Source organism: Desulfurella sp. (genome assembly GCF_049977265.1).
In the GTDB taxonomy this organism is placed as follows: domain Bacteria; phylum Campylobacterota_A; class Desulfurellia; order Desulfurellales; family Desulfurellaceae; genus Desulfurella.
Map to the genome: position 1 here is coordinate 1 of NZ_JBMFGQ010000026.1, position 25474 is coordinate 25474.

General features: G+C 32.5%; 23 protein-coding genes and 1 pseudogene. 8 read left to right on the forward strand and 16 right to left on the reverse strand.

Translation table 11 applies throughout. The features are described from left to right. Positions 1 to 118: 118 nt before the first annotated feature. A complete protein-coding gene (gene groL, locus ACP5FO_RS06000; RefSeq protein WP_428110149.1) occupies positions 119 to 1750 on the reverse strand; it encodes a chaperonin GroEL in 1632 nt (543 codons plus the stop codon). A gap of 19 nt (positions 1751 to 1769) precedes the next feature. Continuing rightward, entirely contained in the window at positions 1770 to 2030 is a 261-nt protein-coding gene (locus ACP5FO_RS06005) for a co-chaperone GroES (RefSeq protein ID WP_428110146.1), read from the reverse strand. Positions 2031 to 2236: 206 nt separating this feature from the next. Here ACP5FO_RS06005 and argB point away from each other — a divergent pair, with 206 nt between their 5' ends. From argB to ACP5FO_RS06030, 5 genes are read left to right on the forward strand one after another with little or no spacing between them, the layout of a single operon-like run. Continuing rightward, entirely contained in the window at positions 2237 to 3082 is an 846-nt protein-coding gene (gene argB / locus ACP5FO_RS06010; protein WP_428110143.1) for an acetylglutamate kinase, read from the forward strand. A 6-nt stretch (positions 3083 to 3088) separates the two neighbouring features. Then, a complete protein-coding gene (gene galT, locus ACP5FO_RS06015) occupies positions 3089 to 4090 on the forward strand; it encodes a galactose-1-phosphate uridylyltransferase (protein ID WP_428157182.1) in 1002 nt (333 codons plus the stop codon). Positions 4091 to 4099: 9 nt separating this feature from the next. Continuing rightward, a complete protein-coding gene (glgA, locus tag ACP5FO_RS06020) occupies positions 4100 to 5524 on the forward strand; it encodes a glycogen synthase GlgA (RefSeq protein WP_428157183.1) in 1425 nt (474 codons plus the stop codon). Beyond that, positions 5517 to 6899, forward strand: coding sequence for an ATP-binding protein (locus tag ACP5FO_RS06025; RefSeq protein WP_428157184.1), 1383 nt, complete (start codon positions 5517 to 5519; stop codon positions 6897 to 6899). Before glgA ends, ACP5FO_RS06025 begins: the two co-directional genes overlap by 8 nt. Then, on the forward strand, positions 6874 to 7236 hold the full coding sequence (locus tag ACP5FO_RS06030; RefSeq protein ID WP_428157185.1) for a response regulator: 363 nt from the start codon (positions 6874 to 6876) through the stop codon (positions 7234 to 7236). The genes ACP5FO_RS06025 and ACP5FO_RS06030 overlap by 26 nt, the downstream gene beginning before the upstream one ends. Here ACP5FO_RS06030 and ACP5FO_RS06035 read toward each other — a convergent pair. Genes ACP5FO_RS06035 through ACP5FO_RS06045 form a run of 3 tightly spaced genes read right to left on the reverse strand, consistent with a single transcriptional unit; the run spans position 7233 to position 8319 of the window. Further along, a complete protein-coding gene (locus tag ACP5FO_RS06035) occupies positions 7233 to 7697 on the reverse strand; it encodes a PaaI family thioesterase (protein WP_428110127.1) in 465 nt (154 codons plus the stop codon). The genes ACP5FO_RS06030 and ACP5FO_RS06035 overlap by 4 nt on opposite strands. Next, positions 7691 to 7960, reverse strand: a complete 270-nt coding sequence (locus ACP5FO_RS06040) for a hypothetical protein (protein WP_428110123.1) — start codon at positions 7958 to 7960, stop codon at positions 7691 to 7693. Before ACP5FO_RS06040 ends, ACP5FO_RS06035 begins: the two co-directional genes overlap by 7 nt. Further along, complete coding sequence (locus ACP5FO_RS06045) at positions 7957 to 8319, reverse strand: hypothetical protein (RefSeq protein WP_428110119.1); 363 nt, start codon at positions 8317 to 8319, stop codon at positions 7957 to 7959. Before ACP5FO_RS06045 ends, ACP5FO_RS06040 begins: the two co-directional genes overlap by 4 nt. A gap of 285 nt (positions 8320 to 8604) precedes the next feature. Between ACP5FO_RS06045 and ACP5FO_RS06050 the strand changes: the two genes are divergently transcribed. Together ACP5FO_RS06050 and typA are read left to right on the forward strand one after the other, a co-directional pair. After that, entirely contained in the window at positions 8605 to 10188 is a 1584-nt protein-coding gene (locus tag ACP5FO_RS06050; protein WP_428110117.1) for a DEAD/DEAH box helicase, read from the forward strand. Continuing rightward, on the forward strand, positions 10181 to 12019 hold the full coding sequence (typA, locus tag ACP5FO_RS06055) for a translational GTPase TypA (protein ID WP_428110114.1): 1839 nt from the start codon (positions 10181 to 10183) through the stop codon (positions 12017 to 12019). The genes ACP5FO_RS06050 and typA overlap by 8 nt, the downstream gene beginning before the upstream one ends. A 5-nt stretch (positions 12020 to 12024) precedes the next feature. Here the strand turns inward: typA and aroQ are convergent, their stop codons facing one another. From aroQ to ACP5FO_RS06105, 10 genes are all read right to left on the reverse strand, one after another. After that, positions 12025 to 12450 (reverse strand): type II 3-dehydroquinate dehydratase, encoded by a 426-nt coding sequence (aroQ, locus tag ACP5FO_RS06060; RefSeq protein ID WP_428157186.1) that lies wholly within the window; start codon positions 12448 to 12450, stop codon positions 12025 to 12027. Further along, positions 12447 to 12794: a histidine triad nucleotide-binding protein gene (locus ACP5FO_RS06065; RefSeq protein WP_291490070.1), complete on the reverse strand. Its 348-nt coding sequence runs from the start codon at positions 12792 to 12794 to the stop codon at positions 12447 to 12449. The genes aroQ and ACP5FO_RS06065 overlap by 4 nt, the downstream gene beginning before the upstream one ends. Before the next feature lie 11 nt (positions 12795 to 12805). Further along, positions 12806 to 14071: an adenylosuccinate synthase gene (locus tag ACP5FO_RS06070; RefSeq protein ID WP_428157187.1), complete on the reverse strand. Its 1266-nt coding sequence runs from the start codon at positions 14069 to 14071 to the stop codon at positions 12806 to 12808. 1 nt (position 14072) lies between these two features. Then, positions 14073 to 15008 carry an ATP phosphoribosyltransferase regulatory subunit gene (locus ACP5FO_RS06075; RefSeq protein ID WP_428110676.1) on the reverse strand — a complete coding sequence of 312 codons (936 nt, stop codon included), beginning with the start codon at positions 15006 to 15008 and terminating at the stop codon, positions 14073 to 14075. Further along, positions 14998 to 16119 (reverse strand): pyridoxal-phosphate-dependent aminotransferase family protein, encoded by a 1122-nt coding sequence (locus tag ACP5FO_RS06080; protein WP_428110677.1) that lies wholly within the window; start codon positions 16117 to 16119, stop codon positions 14998 to 15000. Before ACP5FO_RS06080 ends, ACP5FO_RS06075 begins: the two co-directional genes overlap by 11 nt. An 11-nt stretch (positions 16120 to 16130) precedes the next feature. Continuing rightward, entirely contained in the window at positions 16131 to 17327 is a 1197-nt protein-coding gene (locus ACP5FO_RS06085) for a M16 family metallopeptidase (RefSeq protein WP_428110678.1), read from the reverse strand. Then, positions 17308 to 19434 (reverse strand): polyribonucleotide nucleotidyltransferase, encoded by a 2127-nt coding sequence (gene pnp / locus ACP5FO_RS06090; RefSeq protein ID WP_428110679.1) that lies wholly within the window; start codon positions 19432 to 19434, stop codon positions 17308 to 17310. Before pnp ends, ACP5FO_RS06085 begins: the two co-directional genes overlap by 20 nt. Next, the gene (gene rpsO, locus ACP5FO_RS06095; protein WP_428110680.1) at positions 19431 to 19709 is read right to left on the reverse strand and encodes a 30S ribosomal protein S15; all 279 of its coding nucleotides are present in this window, start codon (positions 19707 to 19709) and stop codon (positions 19431 to 19433) included. The genes pnp and rpsO overlap by 4 nt, the downstream gene beginning before the upstream one ends. A gap of 64 nt (positions 19710 to 19773) precedes the next feature. Then, the gene (gene trmFO / locus ACP5FO_RS06100; RefSeq protein WP_428110681.1) at positions 19774 to 21051 is read right to left on the reverse strand and encodes a methylenetetrahydrofolate--tRNA-(uracil(54)-C(5))-methyltransferase (FADH(2)-oxidizing) TrmFO; all 1278 of its coding nucleotides are present in this window, start codon (positions 21049 to 21051) and stop codon (positions 19774 to 19776) included. 67 nt (positions 21052 to 21118) lie between these two features. Beyond that, a complete protein-coding gene (locus ACP5FO_RS06105; protein ID WP_428110682.1) occupies positions 21119 to 22108 on the reverse strand; it encodes an aldo/keto reductase in 990 nt (329 codons plus the stop codon). 173 nt (positions 22109 to 22281) lie between these two features. On the opposite strand from ACP5FO_RS06105, the gene ACP5FO_RS06110 reads away from it, so the two are divergent. Next, positions 22282 to 24999, forward strand: coding sequence for a bifunctional diguanylate cyclase/phosphodiesterase (locus tag ACP5FO_RS06110; protein ID WP_428157188.1), 2718 nt, complete (start codon positions 22282 to 22284; stop codon positions 24997 to 24999). Between the two features lie 150 nt (positions 25000 to 25149). On the opposite strand, the pseudogene ACP5FO_RS06115 reads toward ACP5FO_RS06110, so the two are convergent. Beyond that, a pseudogene (locus ACP5FO_RS06115) lies at positions 25150 to 25419 on the reverse strand (IS1634 family transposase); the annotation flags it as partial. Positions 25420 to 25474 lie beyond the last annotated feature (55 nt).

Below are 25474 nucleotides of genomic sequence, written 5' to 3' on the forward strand. Positions count from 1 at the left end.
TTAAAATATACAAAACATACTTAATTTAGTCAAGTTTTAGTAAAGATTCTTGCTTAAAAAAAAGGAGAAATACCTTTTAAAAGGTATTTCTCCTTTTTAAAACTTAGTATAAAGTTTATCAATACATATCTGGCATGCCACCTGGCATTGGTGCAGCTGGTTTGTTTTCTTCTGGTAAATCTGTTATTAAAGCTTCTGTTGTTAGCATTAAGCCTGCAACTGAAGCAGCGTTTTGAAGCGCTATTCTTTCCACTTTTGTTGGATCAATAATCCCAGCTTTTAACATATCTACAAATTCACCTTTTCTTGCATCAAAGCCAAAAGACTTGCTACTATTTTCTTTTATTTTATTTACGACAATAGAACCTTCAAACCCTGCATTTTTAGCAATTGCCCTAATTGGCTCTTCTAAAACTTTTAGAATAATAGAAGCACCGATATTTTGATCTTCATTTTCCAATTTGATATTTTGAAGTACTGATTCGCATTTTAATAATGCAGTACCACCGCCTGGCACTATACCTTCTTCAACCGCTGCTTTTGTAGCATTTAATGCATCTTCTACTCTTGCTTTTTTCTCTTTTAACTCTGTCTCTGTTGATGCTCCTACTTTAATTACAGCAACACCGCCTGCTAGTTTTGCTTTTCTTTCCCTAAGTTTTTCTTTATCATATTCACTTGTTGATTGTTCAATTTGAGCGTCAATTTGCTTGATCCTACCTTTTATATCGTCTTTTTTCCCAGCACCATCTATTACAGTTGTATTTTCTTTATCTACAACAATCTTTTTAGCCCTGCCAAGCATTGACAAATCGGCAGTCTCTAACTTCATACCTGTTTCTTCACTAATTACTGTGCCACCCGTTAAAATAGCAATATCTTTTAACATTTCTTTTCTTCTATCGCCAAAACCTGGTGCTTTTACGGCTACACAAGAAATTGTTCCTCTAATTTTATTTACAACTAATGTGGCAAGTGCTTCGCCTTCTACTTCCTCAGCAATAACCAAGAAAGGTTTTCCGGCTTTTGCCATTTTTTCTACTAATGGTAAAAATTCCTGCATCGAAGAAATCTTTTTATCTGTAATTACTATAAATGGCTCTTCTAGTTCTGACACCATTTTTTCTGTATTTGTAGCAAAGTATGGTGAGACATAACCTCTATCAAATCTCATACCTTCTACAACTTCTAATTCAGTTTGCGTTGATTTTGCTTCTTCAACTGTAATTACACCATCCTTACCTACTTTGTCCATAGCTTCTGCTATAATTTCGCCAATTTCTCTTTCATTATTAGCAGAAATTGATCCAACTTCTGCAATCTCTCTTTTTTCTTCTATTGGTTTAGAAATTTTCTTTAATTCTTCTACTACTTTTTCTACAGCCTTATCAACACCTCTTTTTAACTCAATTGCGCTGACGCCTGCAGTAACATGCTTTAAACCTTCTCTGTAAATCGCTCTTGCTAAAACTGTTGCTGTTGTAGTACCATCGCCAGCTACATCACTTGTTTTACTTGCTACTTCTCTTACAAGCTGAGCACCCATATTCTCATATGAGTCTTTTAGTTCAATTTCTTTTGCAACCGTAACACCGTCTTTTGTTATCAATGGACTTCCAAATTTTCTATCAATTACCACATTTCTACCCTGTGGCCCAAGTGTTGCACTTACAGCATCTGCAAGTTGATTTATACCTTTTAAAATTTTCGATCTAGCGGTATCTCCAAATTCTATCTGTTTTGCACCCATACATTCACCTCCTTAAAAATTACTCAAAAATACCCAAGACTTCATCTTCTTTTAAAATGATATAGTCTTGATCATTTAATTTTAACTCTGTGCCTGAATATTTTGCAAATAACACAAGATCACCTGCTTTAACATGTTCCACATCACCACCAACGGATTCCACTCTCGCCTTTTGTGGCTTTTCTTTTGCAGTGTCTGGTATTATGATTCCAGACTCAGTTTTTTGTTCTTGCTCTTCAATCTTACCCAGTATTCTGTCAGCCAATGGCTTAAATCTCATAAGTCCACCTCCCTTTTTTATTAGCAGTAAACTAATACTGTTGCTAATAATACACTTAAAATTCATTTTTTCAAGTTTTATTATTGAATATTACAATCATTTATTCAATATTAAAACAAATTATTAGAAAATAATAGCTTTTTTCAATAAAAAAAATGCTTGCTTTTTTTGTCAATTTAGAATAAATTAGTCCTAGAGAGGTTTATATGCATACAAACGAAAAAGGTAAATATTTAACAGAGTTTTTGCCATATATAAAAGAGTTTGCGGGTAATACCTTCGTAGTTAAGTACGGAGGAAGCGCTATGATTAATGACGAGCTAAAAATGGCATTTTCAAAAGATATGACATTACTAAAATTTGTTGGTATAAATCCTATTATAGTTCATGGAGGAGGCAGTGAGATTGGTGGAACACTAAAACAATTGGACATAACAACCAAATTTCACAAGGGTTTGCGTATTACAGACGAAAAAACGATGGAAGTCGTAGTAATGGTTTTAGCTGGTAAAGTAAATAAAGAGATTGTTTTAAATATAAATCACTATGGTGGAAAAGCTGTAGGTTTAAGTGGTGTTGATGGAAACATTATAAAAGCCAGAAAGATGCTTCTTGAAGACGTTGACTTAGGTCTTGTTGGAGATGTTGAGAAAATTAACCCAGATATATTAATAAACCTTTCTAAAAATGGATATATTCCTGTAGTCTCACCTATTGGTTTTGATGATAGTGGCAATAGGTACAATATAAACGCTGATACAGTAGCCTCAAGCATAGCTATAGCACTTCAAGCTGAAAAACTAATATATGTTTCCGATGTTGATGGAATAATGGATAAAAACAATAAGTTGATTAGCGAAATAAAAATAAAAGATATAGATCAAATGATTGATAGCGTCTTGACGGGCGGTATGATACCAAAAGTATTGTCTGCTAGGCAAGCTATAGAAAATGGTGTAAAAAAGGTACATATCATAAATGGTAAAAAACAACATACACTCTTAGAAGAAATATTTACAGATGCCGGTATAGGCACACAAATAGTGAGGTAAAAAATTATGAGTGAATTAAGAAAAGACCCTATAATCGAAAGATGGGTTATAATATCAACCGAGCGCGGTAAAAGGCCACATGACTTTAAACTTGATGAACAAATAAAAACTTCAGGTGGTTTTTGTCCGTTCGACCCAGGAAACGAAAAATATGTACCGCCTGAAATTTATGCTGTTAGATCTCCAGGTAGTCAACCAAATGATCCCAATTGGACATTACGCGTTGTGCCTAATAAATTTCCTGCTTTGGGCATCGAAGGTGATCTGGATAAACATGCCGTTGGACTATACGATGCTATGAATGGTATAGGCGCACATGAAGTAATTATTGAAACACCAAATCATACAGAAACACTTGATATTATGCCACTTGATAGGATGAAAGATGTAGTACTCACCTATAAGGCACGTATTGAAGACTTAAAAAAAGACAAACGCATGAAATATGTACTCGTGTTTAAAAATTACGGGGCAATTGCGGGCGCAAGTTTGGAACATTCACATTCACAATTGATCGCTTTACCAATTATACCAAAAAGACCACTTGAACTTTTCGTTGGAGCAAAAGAATACTTCTCGTATAAAGACAGATGCCCATTTTGTGATGTAATAAGGCAAGAGTTAAACGACAAATTACGCTTAATTGAAGAAACAAAGCACTTTGTTTCAATCACACCATTTGCCTCAAGATCGCCATTTGAAGTTTCAATAATACCTAAAAAACACAGCGCTCATTTTGAATTTGAAGATTCTGAGGTTTTGTATGACTTTACATACATTCTGCAAAATACGCTCAAAAGGTTAAAGATAGCGTTAGATAATCCTCCATATAACTTTGTTTTGATTAATGGAGCATTTGTTTTTGATCATGATGATTATTTTCACTGGCATTTAGATATTACACCCAGGTTAACAAAAATAGCAGGCTTTGAATGGGGTAGTGGATTTTATATAAACCCAACACCACCAGAAGATGCAGCAAAATATTTAAGAGAGATTGCTTTTTAGGAGGAAACAATGAATGTCGTTTTAGTATCGAGCGAGGTATTTCCTTTCTCGAAAACAGGAGGATTGGCCGACGTTGCGGGTGCCCTACCAAAGGCTCTAGCGGAAAATGGCTTAAAAGTAAGCGTGTTTAGCCCACTCTACAAATCTATTGATAAAACAAATTTAAGTCTGTTGCTTAATTTGAATGTTGATTTTAATGCTCAACTAATTAAAACCAATATATATCATACCTTAAAAGATAGATGCGATTTTTATTTTATTGAAAATGAAGCATACTTCAACAGGGATCATCTTTATGGAATTGGTGCAATAGATTACGAGGATAATGCTCTAAGATTTGGTTTTTTTTCCAAAGCTGTTTTAGAAATATTAAAAGCTTTAAAAATAAATCCAGATATCATACATTCAAACGATTGGCAATCAGCGCTTATTAACGTTTACTTAAAATTATTTTATAAAGACATATTTGCTAAAACAAAAACTGTTTTTACTATACACAACTTAGGATATCAAGGTATATTTGACAAATCGTACATCAATAATTTAGGTTTACCATGGGATGTATTTACACTCGATGGGCTTGAATTTTATGACAAAGTAAACTTTCTCAAAGGCGGTATCGTTTTTGCAGACACAGTAAACACTGTTAGCAAAACTTATGCCAAAGAAATTCAGACATCAGAAAACGGATTTGGGTTAGACGGGCTCTTAAAAAAATTCTCATACAAGTTAAGTGGCATTGTAAACGGAATAGACATAGATGTTTGGGATCCAAAATCAGATAAATTTATTGATTATAATTTTAATAACCCAAAAGATAAAATAAAAAACAAAAGTGCCCTTCAAAAACTACTTGGTTTACCAATTAAAGAAGTACCGGTTTTTGGTATAGTATCAAGACTTGCAGCACAAAAAGGCATGGATATTTTCTCAAGTAGCGCTAAAGAATTATTGGAATCAAACGCTAATGTACAATTTATTATTTTAGGCAGTGGTGAAAAGGATATAGAAGAACAAATAGCACAACTATCAAGCCGATACAAAGACAAAGTATCTTTAAACTTAAAATTTGATGAGCCATTAGCACATAAAATCTATGCTTCTAGTGATTTTTTTGTAATGCCATCAAAGTACGAACCATGCGGCTTGGGTCAAATGATAGCCTATCGGTACGGTACACTACCGATTGTGAGAGAAACGGGTGGTCTTAAAGATACTGTCAAAAATTATTCAAATCGTTCTAAAAATCCAACAGGTTTTGTATTTGAAAAATATGACGTTAAAGAGCTTACAAAAACAATTAAAAAAGCAATTGAGTTGTTTAATAAAAAAGATGAGCTATTAAAAATAGCACAATATGTTATGAGCCTTGATTACTCATGGAAAAATCAGGCAAAAGAATATATAAAACTTTACAAAAAAATTTATGGATAGAGACAGAATTGTAGAAGAGCTCAAGCTTTTATACGAGTTAGGTATAGCAATCAGCCTCACAACTGAGCTAAAAAAGTTGCTCCACGTGGTACTAACAGCTGTAACCATTGGAGATGGACTTGGATTTAACAGGGCTGCTATATTTTTATATAACAGGCCAAATAATGTAATAGATGGCGTGTTAGGTGTGGCACCAGATTCTATACAAGAAGCAAGCATTATCTGGAGCAGTTTAAAAAATTTAGACATTCGTGGCAAAATGGCTTCCTGGTTATTAAATGAAATAAACATTGAAGCTCAGCTAAATTCTAAATTTAATCAAAAAATTAGTAAATTTAGAATTAGCATCGAAAAAGACACAATTTTTAAAAATATTAATCAAAAACAGGCTTTTATATTTGACTCAAACAATTTTGGAAACGATGATGATATTTTAAGAGAACTTAATTTTGAACAATGTGCATTCGCTCCATTAATTTCCAGAGAACAACCCATAGGTGCTATTGTTGCTGATAATTTCTATAATAAACATCCAATTGAACAAGATGATATTAATACATTGTTTTTGTTTGCCAACCAATCTGCTATTGCCATAGAAAACCTAATGGGCATCGAAACATACAAAAACATGAGTAAGCGCCTTATAGAAGAACAACAAAATATCATTCATCAAAAACATATTTTTAATTTAGGCAGAGCTGTAGCAGATATCACGCATGAGATAAAAAATGCACTTATTGGAGCTATAGGTTTTGTCGAAAGGGCAAAAAAAATCTCTGACAGCAACCCTCAGACATATCAGTACCTGGAAATTGTAAAAAAAGAGCTCGATAGAGTTTATAATCTAACACTTGATATCAATAGATACGCCAAGGGACAAAATAAAAGCATGAAAACGCAGTTTGATTTAGAAAAACTTATTTTAGACACAACCGAAACAATAAAAAATATAAATTCTCCTAAAATCAAGTTTGTCTTTAGTTTATCCGAATTTGCAAAATACTTATTTGCTGACCCAGACCAAATTAAGCAAGTTCTGATTAATTTAATAAAAAATTCAACGGAGGCAATAGCAAATAAAAAAGATGGCATGATAAAGATTTCAACTTACAAAGAAGATAAATTTATCGTGATAACAGTAGAGGACAATGGAGGAGGCATAGACACAAAGTTTTTGCCTTACGTGTTTAAACCATTTTATTCTACAAAATCGCATGGCACGGGGTTGGGTCTATCAATAGTTAGAGAAATTGTCCAAGAGCACAACGGCGTAATAAGTTTAGATAATTTTGTTGGAAAAGGGGCAAAATTTATAATTAAAATTCCAAATTTAATTGAGGAGGAAAAGAATGAAAAAAAAGATAATGGTAGTTGATGATGAAGAATCTATAAGATTTTTATATAAAGAAGAGTTAAAAGATGAGGGTTATGAAGTGGTGTCTTATCCGGAAGCGCAAACTGCTATTGACGATTTTGATAACCAGAAACCAGATCTAGTGGTACTAGATATTGCAATGCCAAAAATGAGTGGCTTAGATGCTTTGAGAATACTCAAAGATAAATCACCAAGCATACCAATTATTATGTCCACAGCTTATTCACATTACAAACAGGACTTTTCTACCTGGATAGCAGATGCATATATAGTGAAATCGCCCGATCTTACTGAACTAAAAGAAAAGATAAAAGAATTGCTAAAACTTAGCGATTAATATTCTTTAATAAGCAGTTTTTCTACATCATCCTGATCTTTTAAATCAAGTGGATAGTATTTACCTTTGGCTGTTGCTATAACCTGTTTGCCATCAGTTATTGTAGCCTGCGTAAAAGCTATCTTTCCTTTGTTGGTTAAAAATTGAGCTTTGGTAAAAAATTCCGTATTAGGTTTTGCGATATTCTTATATTTGACACAGAGTTCTATAGTGTAATAGAAAAAATTTGTCTTCACGGTGGCTGCCCAGCCCATTGTTTCATCTAAAATGGCTGAGATCACACCACCATGAATCCTATCTGGATAACCAATGTAATGGTTATCCAATAAACAACTATTGTAAACAAAATCAAAATCCGTGAAGAACCAAGTTTTCAAACCAAAATCGTTTTCCTTGCCGCAAACCACACATTTTGTATAACGCGGCAACTTCTTATGCAAAGCTGGATCAAATTTTACCAATGCCAACCCTTCTCAAGTAGTGTGTGCATAATAGGCAAAACTCTATCGTACGTGCCTTCAAAATAGCCTTTTACTATACCTTTGTTGGATAGATCATAATTAATGCCAAGATCTTCAAGTTCTTTCTTAACTTGTGCTTCATCATTTTCGTCTACTTCAGCATAAACATCTAAAGTACAAACACCTTCCATAGCCCATTTGGCAGCATTGTAAAAACCGACTAACCTCTTTTTCGAGTCTTCATGACCATGTTCTGTGCTCACTTATTGCCTCCTTGTGAATCTAAATACTTTTGGATATCTTTTTCAACCAAATAAATACAAAAACCAATCAATAAATCACTGTCAATATTTAAAATATTAAATTTCTTTATTTTTTTGCTCACTACATAAGATAATAAAAAAAACAAAGCGATTAGTGTATTTTTTGGAATAAAGGTACGTTTTTTGAAAAAATCCTTTAACAATTCAAACAAAACTGCAATATCGTTTTTTGATACGGATAAATATTCCAATGGTTGTTTTTTAATATATACACTCTTTTGTTTTAACAAAGATAAAAATTCTTCTATGTCGCTTGTTTTAATTAGACCTTGAATAATATCTAAAATTTTTTCTTTCATAACTCTACCTTCTTTTAAATTCTAAATTTATGATAGCTAAATTTTTACTTTTGTCAATTATTGTAAAAACAAATTTATTGCAAAATAAAAAAAAGCTGATATAATGAGTCCCGTGAATTTTAAATGCGCTTTTAAAAAGCTCATTTGTCTTAAGAAAAATACGGGGCTTATTTGTACGTCTTGTCTTATTATCCAATGACATTTGTGCTTTCCAGCGCAAAGTTAAAAACTCGCTTTTTAGCTAAATAAAAGTTTTTAAACTGTTTAAATTTACAAGGAAGTAGTATGCAAAGGTTAGAAAAGTTTGCAAATTTGGGTATCTCGGAAAATATTTTAAAATCACTTTTAAAAAAGGGCTACGAAGAACCAACGCCTATACAAGAGCAAGTAATACCATTAATGTTAAAATCAAATATAGACTTAATAGCACAAGCTCAAACAGGCACAGGAAAAACGGCAAGTTTTGGTATACCGATCATAGAAAAAGCGCAAGAAAAGCTAAATTATCCGCAGTGTCTAATTCTCACACCAACAAGAGAGCTTGCAATTCAAATTTCTCAAGAGCTTAACTCTCTAAAAGGCACAAAAAAACTCAAAATTTTACCAATATATGGTGGTCAATCTATAGATTTGCAAGTTTCAAGGCTCAAAAGCGGTATTGATATAATTGTTGGAACACCTGGGAGAATATTAGATCATATAAACCGAAAAACAATTGATCTTTCGTTAATCAGCGATATGGTTTTAGATGAAGCTGATGAAATGCTAAATATGGGTTTTATAGATGATGTAGAAGAAATATTAAAACACACAAACGACAGTAAGAGGTTGTTGATGTTTTCTGCTACTATACCTACACAAATTGTGTCAATAGCCAAAAGACACATGAAAAACTATGAAATCATAAAAACAAAAAAAGATGATTTAACTGCAAATCTTACACAACAAATCTACTTTGAAGTAAACTATGAGGATAAATTTCAGGCATTGTGTCGCATAATTGATATGCAAAATGAGTTTTATGCACTTATTTTTTGTAAAACAAAACTTGAAACAGATGAATTGGCAAATAAATTGCAAGACGCCGGATACAGTGCCCTTGCGCTCCACGGTGATATGACTCAAAAGTCTCGCGAAATTGTCTTAAATAAATTCAAGAAACGTAATGTCCAAATACTAATTGCAACTGATGTAGCCGCAAGGGGCATAGATATAGAAAACCTCACGCATGTCATCAATTATTCTATACCAGAAAATGTTGAATCTTACATACATAGGATAGGGCGCACAGGCAGAGCCGGGAAAAGCGGTGTGGCTATAACATTTGTTACACAAAGTGAATACAACAGACTTATTTATATGTTAAAAACAGCAAAACTTGACATTAAAAAACAAGGTTTACCTACTATTGATGAAATTATCAATTTTAAAATAACAAGGGTTCAAAATGAATTATTGAACATCATTCAGAATAACGTAGAAGAAAAATATACTAACATTGCATCAAAACTGTTAGAAAAACACCCTGCCATAGATATCACTGCGGCTTTATTAAAATATAGCTTTGGCGAAGATCTGGACGAAAAAAACTACCAGGATATTAAAGAGGTAAAACCCATTGATGCTTATTCTAAAACCCGACTTTTTGTGGCACTTGGCAGGCAAGATTCTATGACACCAAGAAAACTAATCGATTTTATAAAACAACAAATTGAAATCAATGAAAGAGATATAAAAGACATCAGGATATTTGACAGATTCTCATTTATAAGCGTGCCATTTGAGGAAGCGCAAGTACTACTTCAAATATTCAAAAAGAAATCAAATACAAAAAGTTTAATTACCAAGGCAAGGGAAAAAAATGACTAAAAATTTTAATGACAAAATTAGGAATATCGCAATTATAGCACACGTAGATCATGGCAAAACAACTCTTGTTGATGCCATGTTTAAACAGTGTGGAACATTTAGACAAAACCAGAATGTTCAGGAACGCGTTCTAGATAGTATGGATCTAGAAAAAGAAAGAGGTATTACTATTGCAGCTAAGAACTCTTGCGTTTTTTGGAATGACACAAAAATAAATATTTTAGATACACCGGGCCACTCTGATTTTGGCGGAGAAGTAGAACGCGCTTTGTCAATGGTAGATGGTGCCATATTGCTCGTTGATGCTGCAGAAGGTCCACTGCCACAAACGCGCTTTGTGTTAAAAAAAGCATTAGAGTCGAAATTAAAAATTATTGTGGTAATAAACAAAATTGATAGACAAGACGCTAGGGTAGATAAAGTACTTGATGAAATATACGATTTATTTATTGATTTAGACGCCGACGATGACCAACTAGAGTTTAGCGTACTTTATGCAATTGGTAAACAAGGTATAGCAAAAAAAACTATAGATGGAACAGAAAACGACCTTTCGGCACTCTTTGAAGAAATAATTAACAAAATACCAGCACCCAATTATTCAAACAAAGATAGTTTTTCAATGCTTGTAAGTGATCTGGGGTATTCCGATTACTTAGGAAAACTTGCCATTGGCAAAGTGTTTAGCGGCTTTTTAGATAAAATTAAGAGTACGCCTTTGTTCTACTTTGACAAAAACAACAATAAAAAATCCGCTACTATAAGCAAAATACAAACTTACGATGGCATATCGTTAAAACCTATTGATACAATAGAAGCTGGCGACATTATAGTTGTATCTGGCATAGATGATATAGCTATTGGAGACACTATTTGTTCGGAAAACGTAGAAAAACCACTAAAGCGCATTGTAATTGACGAACCCACAGTATCAATGGTATTTAGCGTTAACAACTCTCCTTTTGCAGGCAAAGAAGGGAAAATCGTTCAGTCTCGAAATATAAAAGAACGACTGATAAAAGAAACGCTTAAAAATGTATCAATAAAATTAGAAGAAACTCAAGACACTGACAGCTTTATCGTTAAAGGGCGCGGCGAATTCCAGATGGTTATACTAATTGAGCAAATGAGAAGAGAAGACTTTGAATTTTGTGTTAGTAGGCCAAGTGTAATATACAAATATGAAAATGATAGAAAATTAGAACCTATTGAGCATCTATTTATTGATTGCGCTGAAGAATTTATGGGGATTGTAACACAAAAAATTCAATCTCGAAAAGGCAAAATGACAAATCTCTCAAACAATTTCAAAGGGCGTGTAAGAATTGAGTTTCTCATCCCTTCTCGCTCGCTTATAGGTTTTAGAGATGAATTTTTAACGGACACTAAAGGCACAGGCATAATAAACTCCTACCTAGAAAAATATGGAGACTACGCTGGGGATATTGTCACACGTTATAGTGGATCATTGGTTAGCGATAGGCAAGGCACTACAGTTGCATACGCTCTATTTAATTTGCAACCAAGGGGTCAACTATTTATATCACCTAATCAACCTGTTTATGAAGGTATGATAATTGGGGAACACAATAAAGAAACAGATTTAAATGTAAATCCATGCAAAGAAAAAAAGCTTTCAAATATGCGAGCTGCAGGAAAGGATGACAATATTATACTTGCAAGCCCAAATATTATGACACTGGAAAAAGCTATAAATTTTATAAAAGATGATGAGATGGTTGAAGTTACACCGCTTTCTATTAGATTAAGAAAAGCAGAGCTTAGCGCTCAAAAACGGAAAGTTTTAAGCCATACCCATGAGCAAGACTAGCTATTTTAAAAATTTATTAAAAAGTTTAGTGCGCAGATATATGAATATTGACCAAGCCCACTTACAACGCCTTGTGCTAAATCACTTAAATAACTCTTATGTCTAAAAGTTTCTCTTTTGAAAATATTGGACAAATGGACTTCTACAAATGGTATATTAACACTCAAAAACGCATCTCTAATGGCAATACTTGTATGAGTAAATGCACCCGGATTTATAATGATGCCATCTACTTTGCCAGAAGCCTCGTGAATTTTGTCAATAATGGCACCTTCATAGTTTGATTGAAAAAACTCAATTTCTACGTTCAAACTTTTTGCATGTTTTTTTATTGTTTCTTCTATGTCAGGTAAAGAGAGCTTTCCATAAATATGGGGCTCTCTTTTGCCAAGCATATTTAGGTTTGGCCCATTTAAAACTAAAATTTTCATATTTTAGCAAAGAGTTTTGAACCTAAAAAATTACCGCCCAACAAATGCATGTGAATGTGATAAACTTCTTGACCAGAATCAGGGCCATTATTTATCACAATTCTATAGCCTGATTTATCTATACCCAGTTTTTTGGCTAAGTTTTTTGCAAGTAAAGCCATATCTGAGACTATGCCAATATCTGATTCATCTAAATCGTTTAGGTTTTCAACATGCTTTTTTGGTATAATTAATAGGTGTATTGGTGCTTTAGGGTTAATATCGTAAAAAGCCATATATTTTTCATCTTCATACTCAATTTTTGATGGTAGTTCCTTATTAACTATCTTGCAAAATATGCACATTTTAACACCTCCTACCTGAAAATCGTATCTGATCTATCTGTACCTGTTGCAATAATTGAGATTTTGGTATCAATGATTTTTTCTATCTCTTCTATGTAATTTTTTGCTTCTTTTGGTAATCTGGAATAGTCATTTATACCTTTTGTGCCACTAAAGCCTTTAAATGTTTTGTAAATGGGTTTTACTTTTTCAAATTCACTATTTAAAGCTGGCATGTAATCTATTGTTTTGCCATCTAATTCATAGGCTATACATACTTTTATCTCATCAAGGCCATCTAAAACATCAATTTTTGTCATGGCAATCTCATCTATACCACTTACCATTATGGCGTATTTTACAACCACTAAATCAAGCCAACCGCATCTTCTTGGCCTGCCAGTTGTAGCACCAAACTCATTGCCGTTTTTTCTTAGGTATTCACCTTCATTATTTAAAAGCTCTGTTGGAAAATGGCCATTGCCTACTCTTGTGGTGTATGCTTTCATAATACCTATCACTTTATTAAGTGATTTATACGGTAGACCTGTGCCACAAAATGCACCACCTGTTGTTGGGTTTGATGATGTTACATAAGGGTATGTGCCAAAATCCACATCAAGCAGTGAACCTTGAGCACTTTCAAATAGTATGTTTTTGCCTTTTTTGTATGAATCATTAAGAAAATAAACACTGTCTTTTATATAAGACTTTAACATTTGACCATACTCGATATACTCTTTGTATATGGCTTCTTCATTTAAAGGTTCTATATCGTATAAGCTATATATTCTATTTGCATGTTCTACATTGTTTTTGATTTTTTCTTTAAGCGTTTCTTTGTCCAACAAATCGCAGGCCCTGATGCCTACCCTTGCGTACTTATCCACATAGGCCGGGCCAATACCTCTTCCTGTTGTGCCTATTTTTCTATCACCCAATATATGCTCGCTATTTACATCCATACTTTTATGGTATGGCATTACAATATGGCATCTATCGCTAATGAGTAATTTAGAATCCAGCTTTACTCCTAGGTCTTCAAGTTGTTTTTTTTCTTCAAAAAAGCTTTTTGGGTCAAATACTACGCCATTTCCAATAACGCATGTTTTGTCATCGTGTAAAATACCTGAAGGTATCAAGTGCAAAACAAACTTTTTACCATCCACGCATACTGTGTGACCTGCATTGCTACCACCCTGATAGCGCACAACAATGTCAGCCTTTTGGCTTAAAATATCTACAACTTTTCCTTTTCCTTCATCACCCCATTGAGAACCCAAAACTAATGTGTTCATTTCAAATCTCCTTGGTATATAAAAAATCCATCAACTTATCTAAATTTATGGCAAAACCCGTAGCTGGTATATACTTGCCCATAAGTTGCATTAAATTACCGTACCTGCCACCAGTGCATAAAACTGCATTATTACTAAATATATCAAAAGATACACCGCTGTGATAGGTAGGATACTCGCAGTAAAAAAAATCTAAAAAAATATTGCAATTTCTATTAATTTTCTTTGAGATTTCAATCAAATTTTCAACATTTGGTTTTATCGGTTCAATTTTTAATAAAGCGTTTATGTCCCTTAAAAATAGTACATCAATAATGGATCCAAATTCACCCAAAGGCATCTGTTTTAAAAAAGAGAGATTTTTTTTGTTAATTAAGCGCAATATCGCTTTTTTTTTATCCAAAAGCTGTGGATTTAAATACGCATTAAGCAACTGATCAATAATTTGCAAATCTGAAATTCTAACTACAAGGTCTTTTATGTCTACAAGGTTTAATACATCTATTGCTAAAGTTATTATCTCTATATCTGTTTCAATAGAATTTTGACCAAAAACTTCTACCCCAATCTGCTTAAATTCTCTTTTTAAATTCGCATGCTGCTTTTCGTCTCGATAAATGTAATGGGCATATGAAAATTTAGCAGGCAAATCAATATCGGCGAGCAATACTGCTAAAGCAACCTGAAGGGTTACATCCGGTCTCAAAATTATCGTTTTTCCACTATTTCTATCAACAAATTTAAACAATTTCGATTTTAGCGGTTCGTATAGATCCTGATAAACATTATCTTCATAAATAAACGTAGGTGTTACAATTTCTTTATAGTCTTTCGAGTCAAGATAATCCATTATTTTATTTTCTATATCACGCCTTTTGCGAGAATATGGATAGAAAAACTGCAATACACCTTTTGGAATATTGTGTTTAATACTCAACAAAAATCTCCAGAGCTTTCTTTGTACCTACGCCAAGTTTATCTATGCCAAGTTTTTTAAGAGCTATCTCAAGTGTCCCTATTGTTAATATAACATCTGGAGGGTAGAAATAACCCAGATGCGCTATCCTAAATATCTTGCCCTTCATAGAACCCTGGCCATTTGATATGGAAACTCCAAATTTATTCATAATATCTATAATTTGCTTTGAATCGATTGATTGAGGAACTTTGACGGCAGTTAAAGAATCAGATGGCCTTTTTGCAAAAAGGTCTAAACCCATAGCTAAAGTAGCTTCTCTAACTGCTTTTGCTAAAAGTTTATGCCTTCTAAAAACATTATCTAAACCCTCTTCAAGCATCATATCAACTGCAGCATTTAGACCCAAAACAAGCGTAACAGCAGGTGTAAAATGACCTGCTTGATGGTTTAGCTCACCTAAGATGTCAAAGTAATACTTTTTGTTTTTATTTTGAGTTGCTATTTTTTTTGCTTTTTGACTAACAGACAACATTGCAAGTCCTGGTGGCAACATAAAAGCTTTTTGAGAACCAGTAAGCAGTATATCTATACCCCATTCATCCGTTTTTATATCAATACAGCCTACAGCAGTAATTCCATCAACAACAAAAACAACCTCGGGGTATTTCTCTTTGAGCATTTTGCCAATCTCGTCAATTGGGTGAAATACACCAGTGGAGGTTTCGCATGCTTGCATGTAAATGGCTTTAGGAGAGTATTTTTTAACATAATCTTCAATCTCTTGAGCGCTTGCAAAATCGCCATATTCTTTTTTCAAAACAATCGCTTGGGCCCCAAAACTATTAACAAGCTCACCGAAGCGCTCACCAAATTTACCAGCTTCAACAATAAGTGCTTTGTCATTGTCTGATAGTATATTGGAAACTGAAGCTTCCATTGCGCCAGTTCCACTTGATGCAAAGATCACAATATCGTTTTGTGTTTGAAATATTCTTTTTAATTTTTCTCTTGTTTGTTCATGTAAATTTATATACTCTTTAGTTCTATGATGAATTATAGGCGCAGCCATAGCTAATGCGACTTTTTCTGGCACCGGTGTTGGTCCTGGTGTCATTAAATATTTTTTCATTAGTTTACCCCTTAAAAAGAAATATCGTTTATATTACCTAAACAAGTCAAATGCATCTTATTTAAGTTAATCAAATCCAAAACTTCCATTATATCATCGATGCTTACTTTATCTATTTTAGAAAAAATGTCTTTGGGATTTTGATATGCATCATAAGTTAAAAAATCACTGCCTAATTTTATCATTAAACTATTTGTACTTTCAAGCGATAAACCATATTGACCTTTAAAGTTAGTTTTTATATCTTCAAGTTCGGATTTCGTAATCCCATTTTTTTTAAATTTATTTAATTCGTCAATGCATGCATCTACTAAGTCCTGGGATTTAGTGTTTGAAGTTGAACTTGATATATAAAAAACGCCACCTTTTTTAAAAAACATGATACTTGAGTATATACTGTAACATAAAGATTTCTCTTCTCTAATTGACTGAAATAGTTTAGAACTCATATTTCCGCCAAAAAAATTGTTTGCAAGCAAACTTGCATATTTTCTATCATCATATATGCTAAATAGCTCACATCCCAAAATAACATTAGTTTGCTCTAGTTGCCTATTTATTATTTCTTTGCCTGGCAAAAATTTAAACTCGTAGTTGAAAACAGTTTCAGTACTTTTAAAATAATTTTTATAAGAAAATTCATAATTATCGTTAAAATCAAGCTTTGCACCTTCTCCTACATAGGAGACAAGCATATTATCTGTCTTATAAAATTTACCCATAAACTTTAGCAAATCTTGTCTTGTATAAGACGCAATTTGTTCTTTTGTGCCCAATATTGGTTTACCAACACTTGTAGGCATAGATTTTTCAAAAAAAACATCAAAAATAGCCGATTGCGGATCATCGTTTGATGAGTTAATTTCTTCTATGATAACGCCTTTTTCTTTTTCAAGTTCATTTTCATCCAGCGTAGGGTTTGTTACAATGTCAAGCAAAACATCCCATGCCTTTTCTATATAATCGTTTAAAACCTTAACATAAAAGCATGTGTATTCTTTTGAAGTAAAAGCATTTATAATACCACCTAAGCGATCGATTTCTTTAGCTATATCGAAGTATGAGCGTTTCTTTGTTCCTTTAAAAACCATGTGTTCAACAAAGTGAGACAGACCACTTTCGCCATCATTTTCAAAAGCACTACCAGATTTTACGAAGATGCCGACACTTCCAACAACGCCAGATTTTTTAAGTGTCTGAAATTTCATCTTGATCTTCTTGTTGGTTTTCTAATTTTAAAGCTTTTATTGATAAAGAAACTCTTCCAAATTTGTCTATGCCTATGATTTTGGTTGTAACTCTATCGCCAACATTTAAAACATCAGAAACGCTTTTTACTCTTTTGATATCAATTTGGGATATATGCATTAAGCCTTCCTGGTTGGGAGAAAATTTTACAAATGCTCCATAGTCTTCTATACGGCTGACTATACCTTCTAAAACTTGACCTTCTTCAAGTTCTCCAATCGATATTTTAATTAGCTGAATGGCTTTTTCCAGATCTTTAGTATTGTTAGCAAAAATATTCACTTTACCATCTTGCTCTATGTCAATCTTTGTATTTGTCTCTTCTATTATTGACTTAATTACTTTACCACCCGGACCAATCAAATCTTTAATTTTATCAGCACTAATACTTATCACTGTAACTTTTGGTGCATATTCAGATAAATGAGCTCTATATGTTGGCATGGCCTCAAGCATTTTATCAAGTATAAAAAATCTTGCTTTGTCAGCTTTGTTTAAAGCATAAGTAAGCAAATTTTCGTCAACACCTTTTATTTTTATATCCATCTGAAGCGCATTTATCCCATCTTTTGTACCAGCTACTTTAAAATCCATATCGCCATAGTGGTCTTCATCACCCATTATATCAGTTAAAATATAATAGTTATCTTCCGATTTTATAAGACCCATAGCTACACCACTAACAGGTTTTTTTATAGGCACTCCCGCGTCCATTAAAGACAGAGTAGCACCACAAACAGTTGCCATAGAGCTTGAACCATTAGATTCAAGTATATCAGACACTATTCTTATAGCATATGGAAAATCAGCTTCATCTGGTATTACTGGCTCAATAGCTCTTTTTGCTAAAGCCCCATGTCCAATTTCGCGCCTACCGGGGGCACCCAAACGCTTAACTTCGCCAACACTAAATGGTGGAAAATTGTAATGCAGCATAAAACGCTCAAACGTTTCACCGCCAATGTTATCTATAATTTGCATATCAGTTTTGGAACCAAGCGTAGTAACTACTAATGCCTGTGTTTCACCACGTGTAAATACGGCAGAACCGTGTGTTCTGGGCAATACGCCAACTTCACATGTAATTGGCCTAATATCATCAAGACCTCTACCATCTATCCTAATGTTTGTAGATATAATTTTATCTCGTACTAAATTTTTTATAATGCCTTCAAAAGCAGCTTTCAATTTTGACTCAAAGTTTTCTTCCTCACTAAATTCTGCTTTTAACTTATCAAAAGCTGATGAAAAAACCGAATCTATTTTTTCATGTCTTTTTTTCTTATCAGTTATATTAAGAGCCTCTAAAAGATCATCCACGCACAAAGCTTCAAGCGATGTAAGAATATTATCACCAATAATCATGGGCTCATATTGTCTTTTTGGTTTAGCAGTTTCATTAATAATGTTTTCTTGCAGTTCGATAAGTTTATTAATAACTTTTTGTGCATAAGAAATAGACTCTACCATCATCTGTGTACTTATCTCATTTGAACCGGATTCTATCATATTAATAGCATTTTTTGTTCCCGCTACAATTAAATTTAAAGATGAATCTTTAAGTTCTGATTGCGTAGGTATAGGAATAAACTCTTTGCCTATAAGACCTATTCTACATGCTGAAACTGGTCCTAAAAAAGGAATATCGGAAATGCTCAAAGCACATGATGCAGCTAAAACCGATGCTACAACAACATCATTTTCTTGATCAGCAGATATTGTAGTAACTATAACTTGCGTTTCCTGTTTGTAATCAGATGGAAAAAGCGGCCTAATTGATCTATCTATAAGCCTTGAGACCAGTGTTTCATAATCGCTAGGCTTGCCTTCGCGCTTTACAAAACCACCTGGTATTTTGCCTATTGCATAAAATTTTTCTTGATAATTAACAGTTAATGGAAAAAAATCTAAAAATTCTTTTGGAGGTTCTTTTGATGACACAGCGGTTGCCAATACTACGGTATCTCCAATTGATACCACACAAGCACCATCAGCTTGTTTTGCCCATTTACCTGTTTGAATTGAAATCTTTTTTCCAAATATATTTTTTTCAACTTCAAAAATCATATTTGACCTTTAACTCTTAGACTTAATTCTTTGACTACTTTCTTAAATTCTGAAAAATTATACTTCTCAAGATACTTTAATAGTCTCCTTCTTTGGTTAACAAGCCTCAAAAGACCTCTGCGTGTTTGAAAATCTTTCTTATAATTTTTAAGATGTTCTGTTAAATAATTTATGCGTTCAGTTAATAAAGCAATCTGCACTGATACCGAACCACTGTCTTTCTCACCTTCACCAAATCTTTTAATTATTTCCTGTTTTTTTTCCTTGGTCAACATACACAACTCCTTTTCTTCATCTTGATGGTATTATACTCGATATAATCTGTTTTGTAAAGAATTATTAAAACAAACCGTTATTTTTGCAAAATCCAAACATGCTCTTCAATGCTTGCTTTGCTTTATCTAGTTTTGGTTTAGAACTTTCAATTAAACCAAAATTAGGGCCCATAGGCTGTAGGTAATCTTTGGGTTGTGTAATATAGTTTATTAAGCCACCAAGCATGGTGTCTTTTGGTAATTTTAACAAATCTTTTTTTTCAAAAAGTCTTGAAATATTAATACCAACAAACAAACCACTTGCAGCACTCGCAATATAGCCTTCAACACCTGTAATTTGACCGGCAAAAAAAATGTTTGGCTTGCTTTCTAAGTTTAAAGACTTAGTAAGCAAATGCTGAGATTGCAAGTAGGTATTTTTGTGCATCGAACCTAGTTTTGCAAATTCAGCATTTTTTAGAGCAGGTATGAGCCTAAATACACTTAATTGCTCTTTATAGGTGAGTTTCGTTTGAAAACCAACCAATGACAGAATTGTACCCGATTGGTTTTCTTTTCTAAGCTGAACCACAGCATAAGGTCTTTTGTTGTTATTTAGCAAACCAACTGGCTTCATAGGACCAAAGCGCAGTGTCTCAAAACCTCTTTTTGCTAACTCTTCTATTGGCATACAACCTTCAAAAAAATGCGGTTTTTCAAAATCTTTATACTCAACACACTCAGCACTAACTAATGCATCGTAAAATTTTTTATACTCATCTTTTGATAGTATGCAGTTAAAGTAATCTTTGCCATTTTCGTACCTGTTTGCCCAAAAACCTTTTGAAAAATCTATACTTGATGCTATCACATGTGGTGCTATAGCATCATAAAAGTACAATTTTTGACTACTTGTAATTTTCATAATCTCGTTTTCTAAATCTGGTGAAGTTAAAGGACCACTTGCAATAATGACTATATCATACTCAATAGGTATTTTCTTTACTTCTTGTCTTACAATTGTAATATTTGGGTGTGCTTCTATTATTTGCGTTATTGTTTGAGAAAATATGTTTCTATCTACAGCTAAAGCTCTACCTGCTGGCACTTTAGAAAACCTTGCAGCAGACATTGTCAAAGAACCCAATAGACTCATTTCTTTTTTTAGCAAGCCTGCAGCTGTTTTTATAGATATTGAACCCAAAGAATTAGAACATACAAGCTCACATAAATTACCTGTCGTATGAGCTGGTGTTTGCTTTAGGGGGCGCATCTCATACAAATCAACTCTAAAACCATTTTGAGCTATTTTATATGCTGCCTCGCAGCCAGCAAGTCCGCCACCAATAACACACACTCTCACAATTGATTAATCCTACATAAATTTTTGCGTTTTTTCAAGGCAAGAGGGGTCTTTGCAGACCCCCGGTTTAGATGGGTCGATGAGGCGGCGCCATAAATTCTGGGCCAACAGGATCCTTGATGAAGGTATTTAATATAAGATCAATATTGTGGCTATCTTGAGATGATACTTTAAAATCAAACAGTTCCTTTATATAAGACAGTTGAGAAGGTTTTCTTGCTCCAATCAATGCTATATCGGCTCCTTTTTGATCTAAAATCCATCTAATTGCTAAATGTATAACACTTTTATTGTATTTTTCTTTTGCAAATTTATTCAGCGCTTGTGTGGCCTTTAAGTATTGCTCGTATCTTGGAAACTGAAATTTTGGGTCTATTTTTCTTAGGTCGTCTCCACTAAACTGCGTATTTTTTGTCATTCTTCCGCTTAGCAAACCCCTACATAAAGACCCATAAAGTAGCGTTTTTATATTATTTTCGTAGCAGTACGGTAAAATTTTTTCTTTTGCGCTTTGTTCGTATAAATTAAATGGCGGTTGAGAAGTATGAAGTGGTGCATATTTTCTAAAAATTTCTATCTGCTCTACAGAATAATTGCTTACACCAATTGCTCTTATTTTTCCTTCTTCATATAAATTAAGTAATGTTTCTGCAGTTTCTTGAAAATTTACAGTTTCGTCTGGCCAGTGTACTTGATATATATCAATGTAATCTGTTTGCAATCTTTTAAGTGAATCTTCAATTTCTTTTTGAATACGAGCTTTACTTGAATTTCTAAAAACTTTACCGTCTTTCCATTCAAGCCCAACCTTTGTAGCTATAACCACTTCATGTCGTTTGCCAAAAAGTTTTACTGCTTTACCAACAATCTCTTCAGATAAACCAAAACCATAAACAGGTGCCGTATCAATTAAATTTATGCCTGTATTTAAAGCTTCCAAAATTGTTTCAATAGATTGCTTTTCATCACTTCCACCCCACATCCAACCGCCAATTGCCCATGTCCCAAGTCCAATTCTGGAAGTTTTAATTGTATTGTTAATATTTATAAACTCCATTTTACCTCCTCATAGAAAATTTTCTAATTGCTTATATGAATATAATAAACATAATTTATAGTTTGTCAAGCTACAGACTTGCTGGATTTTGTTAGCTTGACAAAACCATGTCATTTGATATTATTAATGTAGATTAATTTAGTAAACTTCTAATGAGAAATAGGATTATTTTTGTGGATACAACAAAACAAAAATTTTTTGAAAAACTTTTTTTAGCTTTAAAAAATATAAACCAGTTAATCATAAGAGAGGACGACCAAAACAGTTTATTTGAAAAAATGTGCGAAAACCTGATAAAAGATTTAGGATTCAGCATTGTTGTTGTAGGAGAAATAGATAATACAAACCATCTTAAAATAATACACAAAAAAGGAGAAAATTCACAATTATTTGATGATATTCCAATTTCAATTAATGGCAAAAGTGAATATGGCAAAGGTACGGCTTATTTAGCTTACAAGACAAATACGGTTATTATAAATCAAAATACACTTACAAACCCGGCTATGAATTTTTGGAAAGATAAATTGCTAAAATACAATTTACATTCAAATTGTGCAATACCAATTAAAAAAAATGGCTCTATTAAATACATTATTTTAATCTATTCCAATATAGCAAATTTTTTTACGCAAGAGATGCTACCAATATTAAATGAGTTAAAAGACGACATAGAATTTGCTTTAGTAAAAATTGAAACACAAGAGTCTCTAAAAAATTCAATTAGGTTTTACAACATCCTATCAAAAGTAAATCATTTACTTATAAAATCTACATCTAAAAACGAACTATTTGAAAAAATTTGCGATGTTTTTGTAAATTATGGCGAGTTTGATTTAGCTGGATTATTCATTGCAGATAATAAAAACAAACTTAAACTTACAAAATACTCAGGTAAAAATAAAAAAGATATTGAGTATTTGTTTTTTGCAAATGATAAATTTCAAAACCCTCATGAATCCTGGCCAACAATTAAATCATTTAACAAAAAAAGTATTTTTATAAATAACGATACAATACAAAATAAAAATCTCTCTGCTTTTAAACAAAAAATGCTTGAATATGGTTTTCAATCATCATGTGCTTTGCCTATTATACAAAATAAAAAAACTATTGGCGTTATTAATCTATATTCAAAAAAACCTCACATATTTGATAAAAAAACTTATGAACTTTTGAAAGAAATTGTAGATGACATAAATTATGCATTGGATAAATTCGAAAATCAAAAATGGATGCAGATGTTTTCTGTTGCTTTAAATAGTGGTTTTGATTTTGTAGTAATTACTGATTTCAAATTTGATATTTTATATGTAAACGAAACCACATTACTTACAAGCGGTTATAAAAAAGAAGAATTACTTGGCAAAAACCACAGGATATTTTCATCAGAACTTCATTCTAAAGAATTTGCCAAAAATTTTTATACAACTTTAAAAAATAAAAAAATTTTTGCTGATATTATTTTGTATAGAACTAAAAACGGCCAGATAATCCAATCTTACACTACCGTTGTACCATATGAATTTAGTATTGAAATATACTACATTGCAATCGGAAAAGATTTATCAAAAGACAAGGGTCTTCAATTTAAGCTGGATTACTACATAAACCACGATCCAGTAACAAGTTTGTATAATCAAAAATTCTTTTTAGAAAATATTGACATATACCTTAAAAAAGTTAGCGAACAAAAACTTAAATACGCATTAGTCATACTTGATCCAAAAGATTTTGCAAATATAAATACTTACTATGGTTTTAGTGTTGGTAATGATGTATTAAGAGAAATTGTAAGAAAACTACAAAATATCATTAAACCAGGTGATATTATTGCAAGACTTTCTGAAAATAAATTTGGTTTATTTGTTAAAAACCTTTATGCAAAAGAGCAAATACTTGATTATATCGAAATTTTAAAAGATACATTAAGCAAACCAATTACTGTCTCTTATGGTAACATAAATATTGAATTTAATATCGGCGTGAGTTTTTTTCCGGATAATGCCAAAAATGCCCAAGATTTGCTTGCTAAAGCGTATGTTGCCCTAAAACATGCAAAAGAAGGTAACTATCCTTATAAATTCTACCAAAAAGAAGACGAAGAACAGTTAATTAAACAAATTCAATTAAAAAAAGACCTCGAAAAAGCTGTAAAAGAAAATGAATTTACCTTATATTATCAACCTTATGTTAAAAACGCTTCAAGTGAAATTTGTGGCGCTGAATGTTTACTTAGGTGGGATCACAATGGAAAAATTATTGTGCCTGGTGTATTTATAGAAACACTTGAAGCTACAGGCTTAATAGAATATGTTGAAGATTTTATTATTGACAAAGTAGCATATTTTCAAAAAACAATTCTTACACAATATAAAAAAACTATTCCCATATCTATAAATATTGCACCAAATAGCTTTAAAAGTAAAAGTATAATTAGAAAATTAACAAATGCTATTAAAAAGTATGATCTTGATCCAAAATATCTTTCTATTGAAATTTTAGAAAGACTTTTTATTGAAAACTTCGATTACATAAAACAGATACTACATACAATAAAAGGACTTGGAGTATCTATTGCTTTAGATGATTTTGGTACAGGATACTCTTCTTTGTCTTACCTTTCTCAATTACCTATAAATACCATAAAAATTGATATTTCTTTTATAAAAACATTGGAAACCAATCAAACCTCATACCAGCTTGTCAAAGCCATTGCATCAATATCAAAAAATTTAAATTTAAAAACTATTGCAGAAGGAGTCGAAAATTCTAATCAACAAAAGATTTTAAAAGATTTGGAAATTGATTGCCTCCAGGGTTACTTATTTTATAAACCTATGGACGAAGAAAATTTCAAACAATTGCTTAACTCATATTTGTCACTTTAGTGCAAAATAAACTATCATTATAAATTTAGTATACCTTTCACAGTTACTACAGATTTTTGAAGTTTAAATAAAGATACTTTCTGTGTAAACCCATCTTCGTCAAAAACCTCCCAAATTTAGCTAAAATACCTAATTTCCCACCAATTATAACTATGCCTCTATATTTATCTTCAGAGCCTCTAATATTTCTCTTTGTTTCTTTGTTATTTCTGTTAGAAGGTGTCCGTATTTACCAGAGTATTTAATATCAACCAAAGTCTGCATCTCAAGCAACAGCTCATTTGGAGTATATTTGTCTATAAGGCCTGTTTGCCTAATTTTTTCTCTTAAAGTGCTTATGTATATAAGAGCAATGAACCGGACAAAGAGTCTTCCATCCATAGTAGTTGAGTTGTGTATCCTAAGTCGTTTCATATCAAGCTGGATTTGCTATAATTTACTGGACAGAAAGATAAGACTACTCTAAATTACAAAG

Coding starts and splice junctions, on each gene's coding strand:
- aroQ (WP_428157186.1), bottom strand. CDS start 12,450: ATGAAAATTTTAGTTTTAAATGGGCCAAACCTAAATATGCTTGGCAAA.
- ACP5FO_RS06025 (WP_428157184.1), top strand. CDS start 5,517: ATGGATAGAGACAGAATTGTAGAAGAGCTCAAGCTTTTATACGAGTTA.
- ACP5FO_RS06050 (WP_428110117.1), top strand. CDS start 8,605: ATGCAAAGGTTAGAAAAGTTTGCAAATTTGGGTATCTCGGAAAATATT.
- ACP5FO_RS06005 (WP_428110146.1), bottom strand. CDS start 2,030: ATGAGATTTAAGCCATTGGCTGACAGAATACTGGGTAAGATTGAAGAG.
- ACP5FO_RS06070 (WP_428157187.1), bottom strand. CDS start 14,071: ATGAACACATTAGTTTTGGGTTCTCAATGGGGTGATGAAGGAAAAGGA.
- galT (WP_428157182.1), top strand. CDS start 3,089: ATGAGTGAATTAAGAAAAGACCCTATAATCGAAAGATGGGTTATAATA.
- ACP5FO_RS06065 (WP_291490070.1), bottom strand. CDS start 12,794: ATGTGCATATTTTGCAAGATAGTTAATAAGGAACTACCATCAAAAATT.
- ACP5FO_RS06030 (WP_428157185.1), top strand. CDS start 6,874: ATGAAAAAAAAGATAATGGTAGTTGATGATGAAGAATCTATAAGATTT.
- groL (WP_428110149.1), bottom strand. CDS start 1,750: ATGGGTGCAAAACAGATAGAATTTGGAGATACCGCTAGATCGAAAATT.
- glgA (WP_428157183.1), top strand. CDS start 4,100: ATGAATGTCGTTTTAGTATCGAGCGAGGTATTTCCTTTCTCGAAAACA.
- rpsO (WP_428110680.1), bottom strand. CDS start 19,709: ATGTTGACCAAGGAAAAAAAACAGGAAATAATTAAAAGATTTGGTGAA.
- ACP5FO_RS06080 (WP_428110677.1), bottom strand. CDS start 16,119: ATGAAAAAATATTTAATGACACCAGGACCAACACCGGTGCCAGAAAAA.
- typA (WP_428110114.1), top strand. CDS start 10,181: ATGACTAAAAATTTTAATGACAAAATTAGGAATATCGCAATTATAGCA.
- pnp (WP_428110679.1), bottom strand. CDS start 19,434: ATGATTTTTGAAGTTGAAAAAAATATATTTGGAAAAAAGATTTCAATT.
- ACP5FO_RS06085 (WP_428110678.1), bottom strand. CDS start 17,327: ATGAAATTTCAGACACTTAAAAAATCTGGCGTTGTTGGAAGTGTCGGC.
- argB (WP_428110143.1), top strand. CDS start 2,237: ATGCATACAAACGAAAAAGGTAAATATTTAACAGAGTTTTTGCCATAT.
- ACP5FO_RS06045 (WP_428110119.1), bottom strand. CDS start 8,319: ATGAAAGAAAAAATTTTAGATATTATTCAAGGTCTAATTAAAACAAGC.
- ACP5FO_RS06105 (WP_428110682.1), bottom strand. CDS start 22,108: ATGGAGTTTATAAATATTAACAATACAATTAAAACTTCCAGAATTGGA.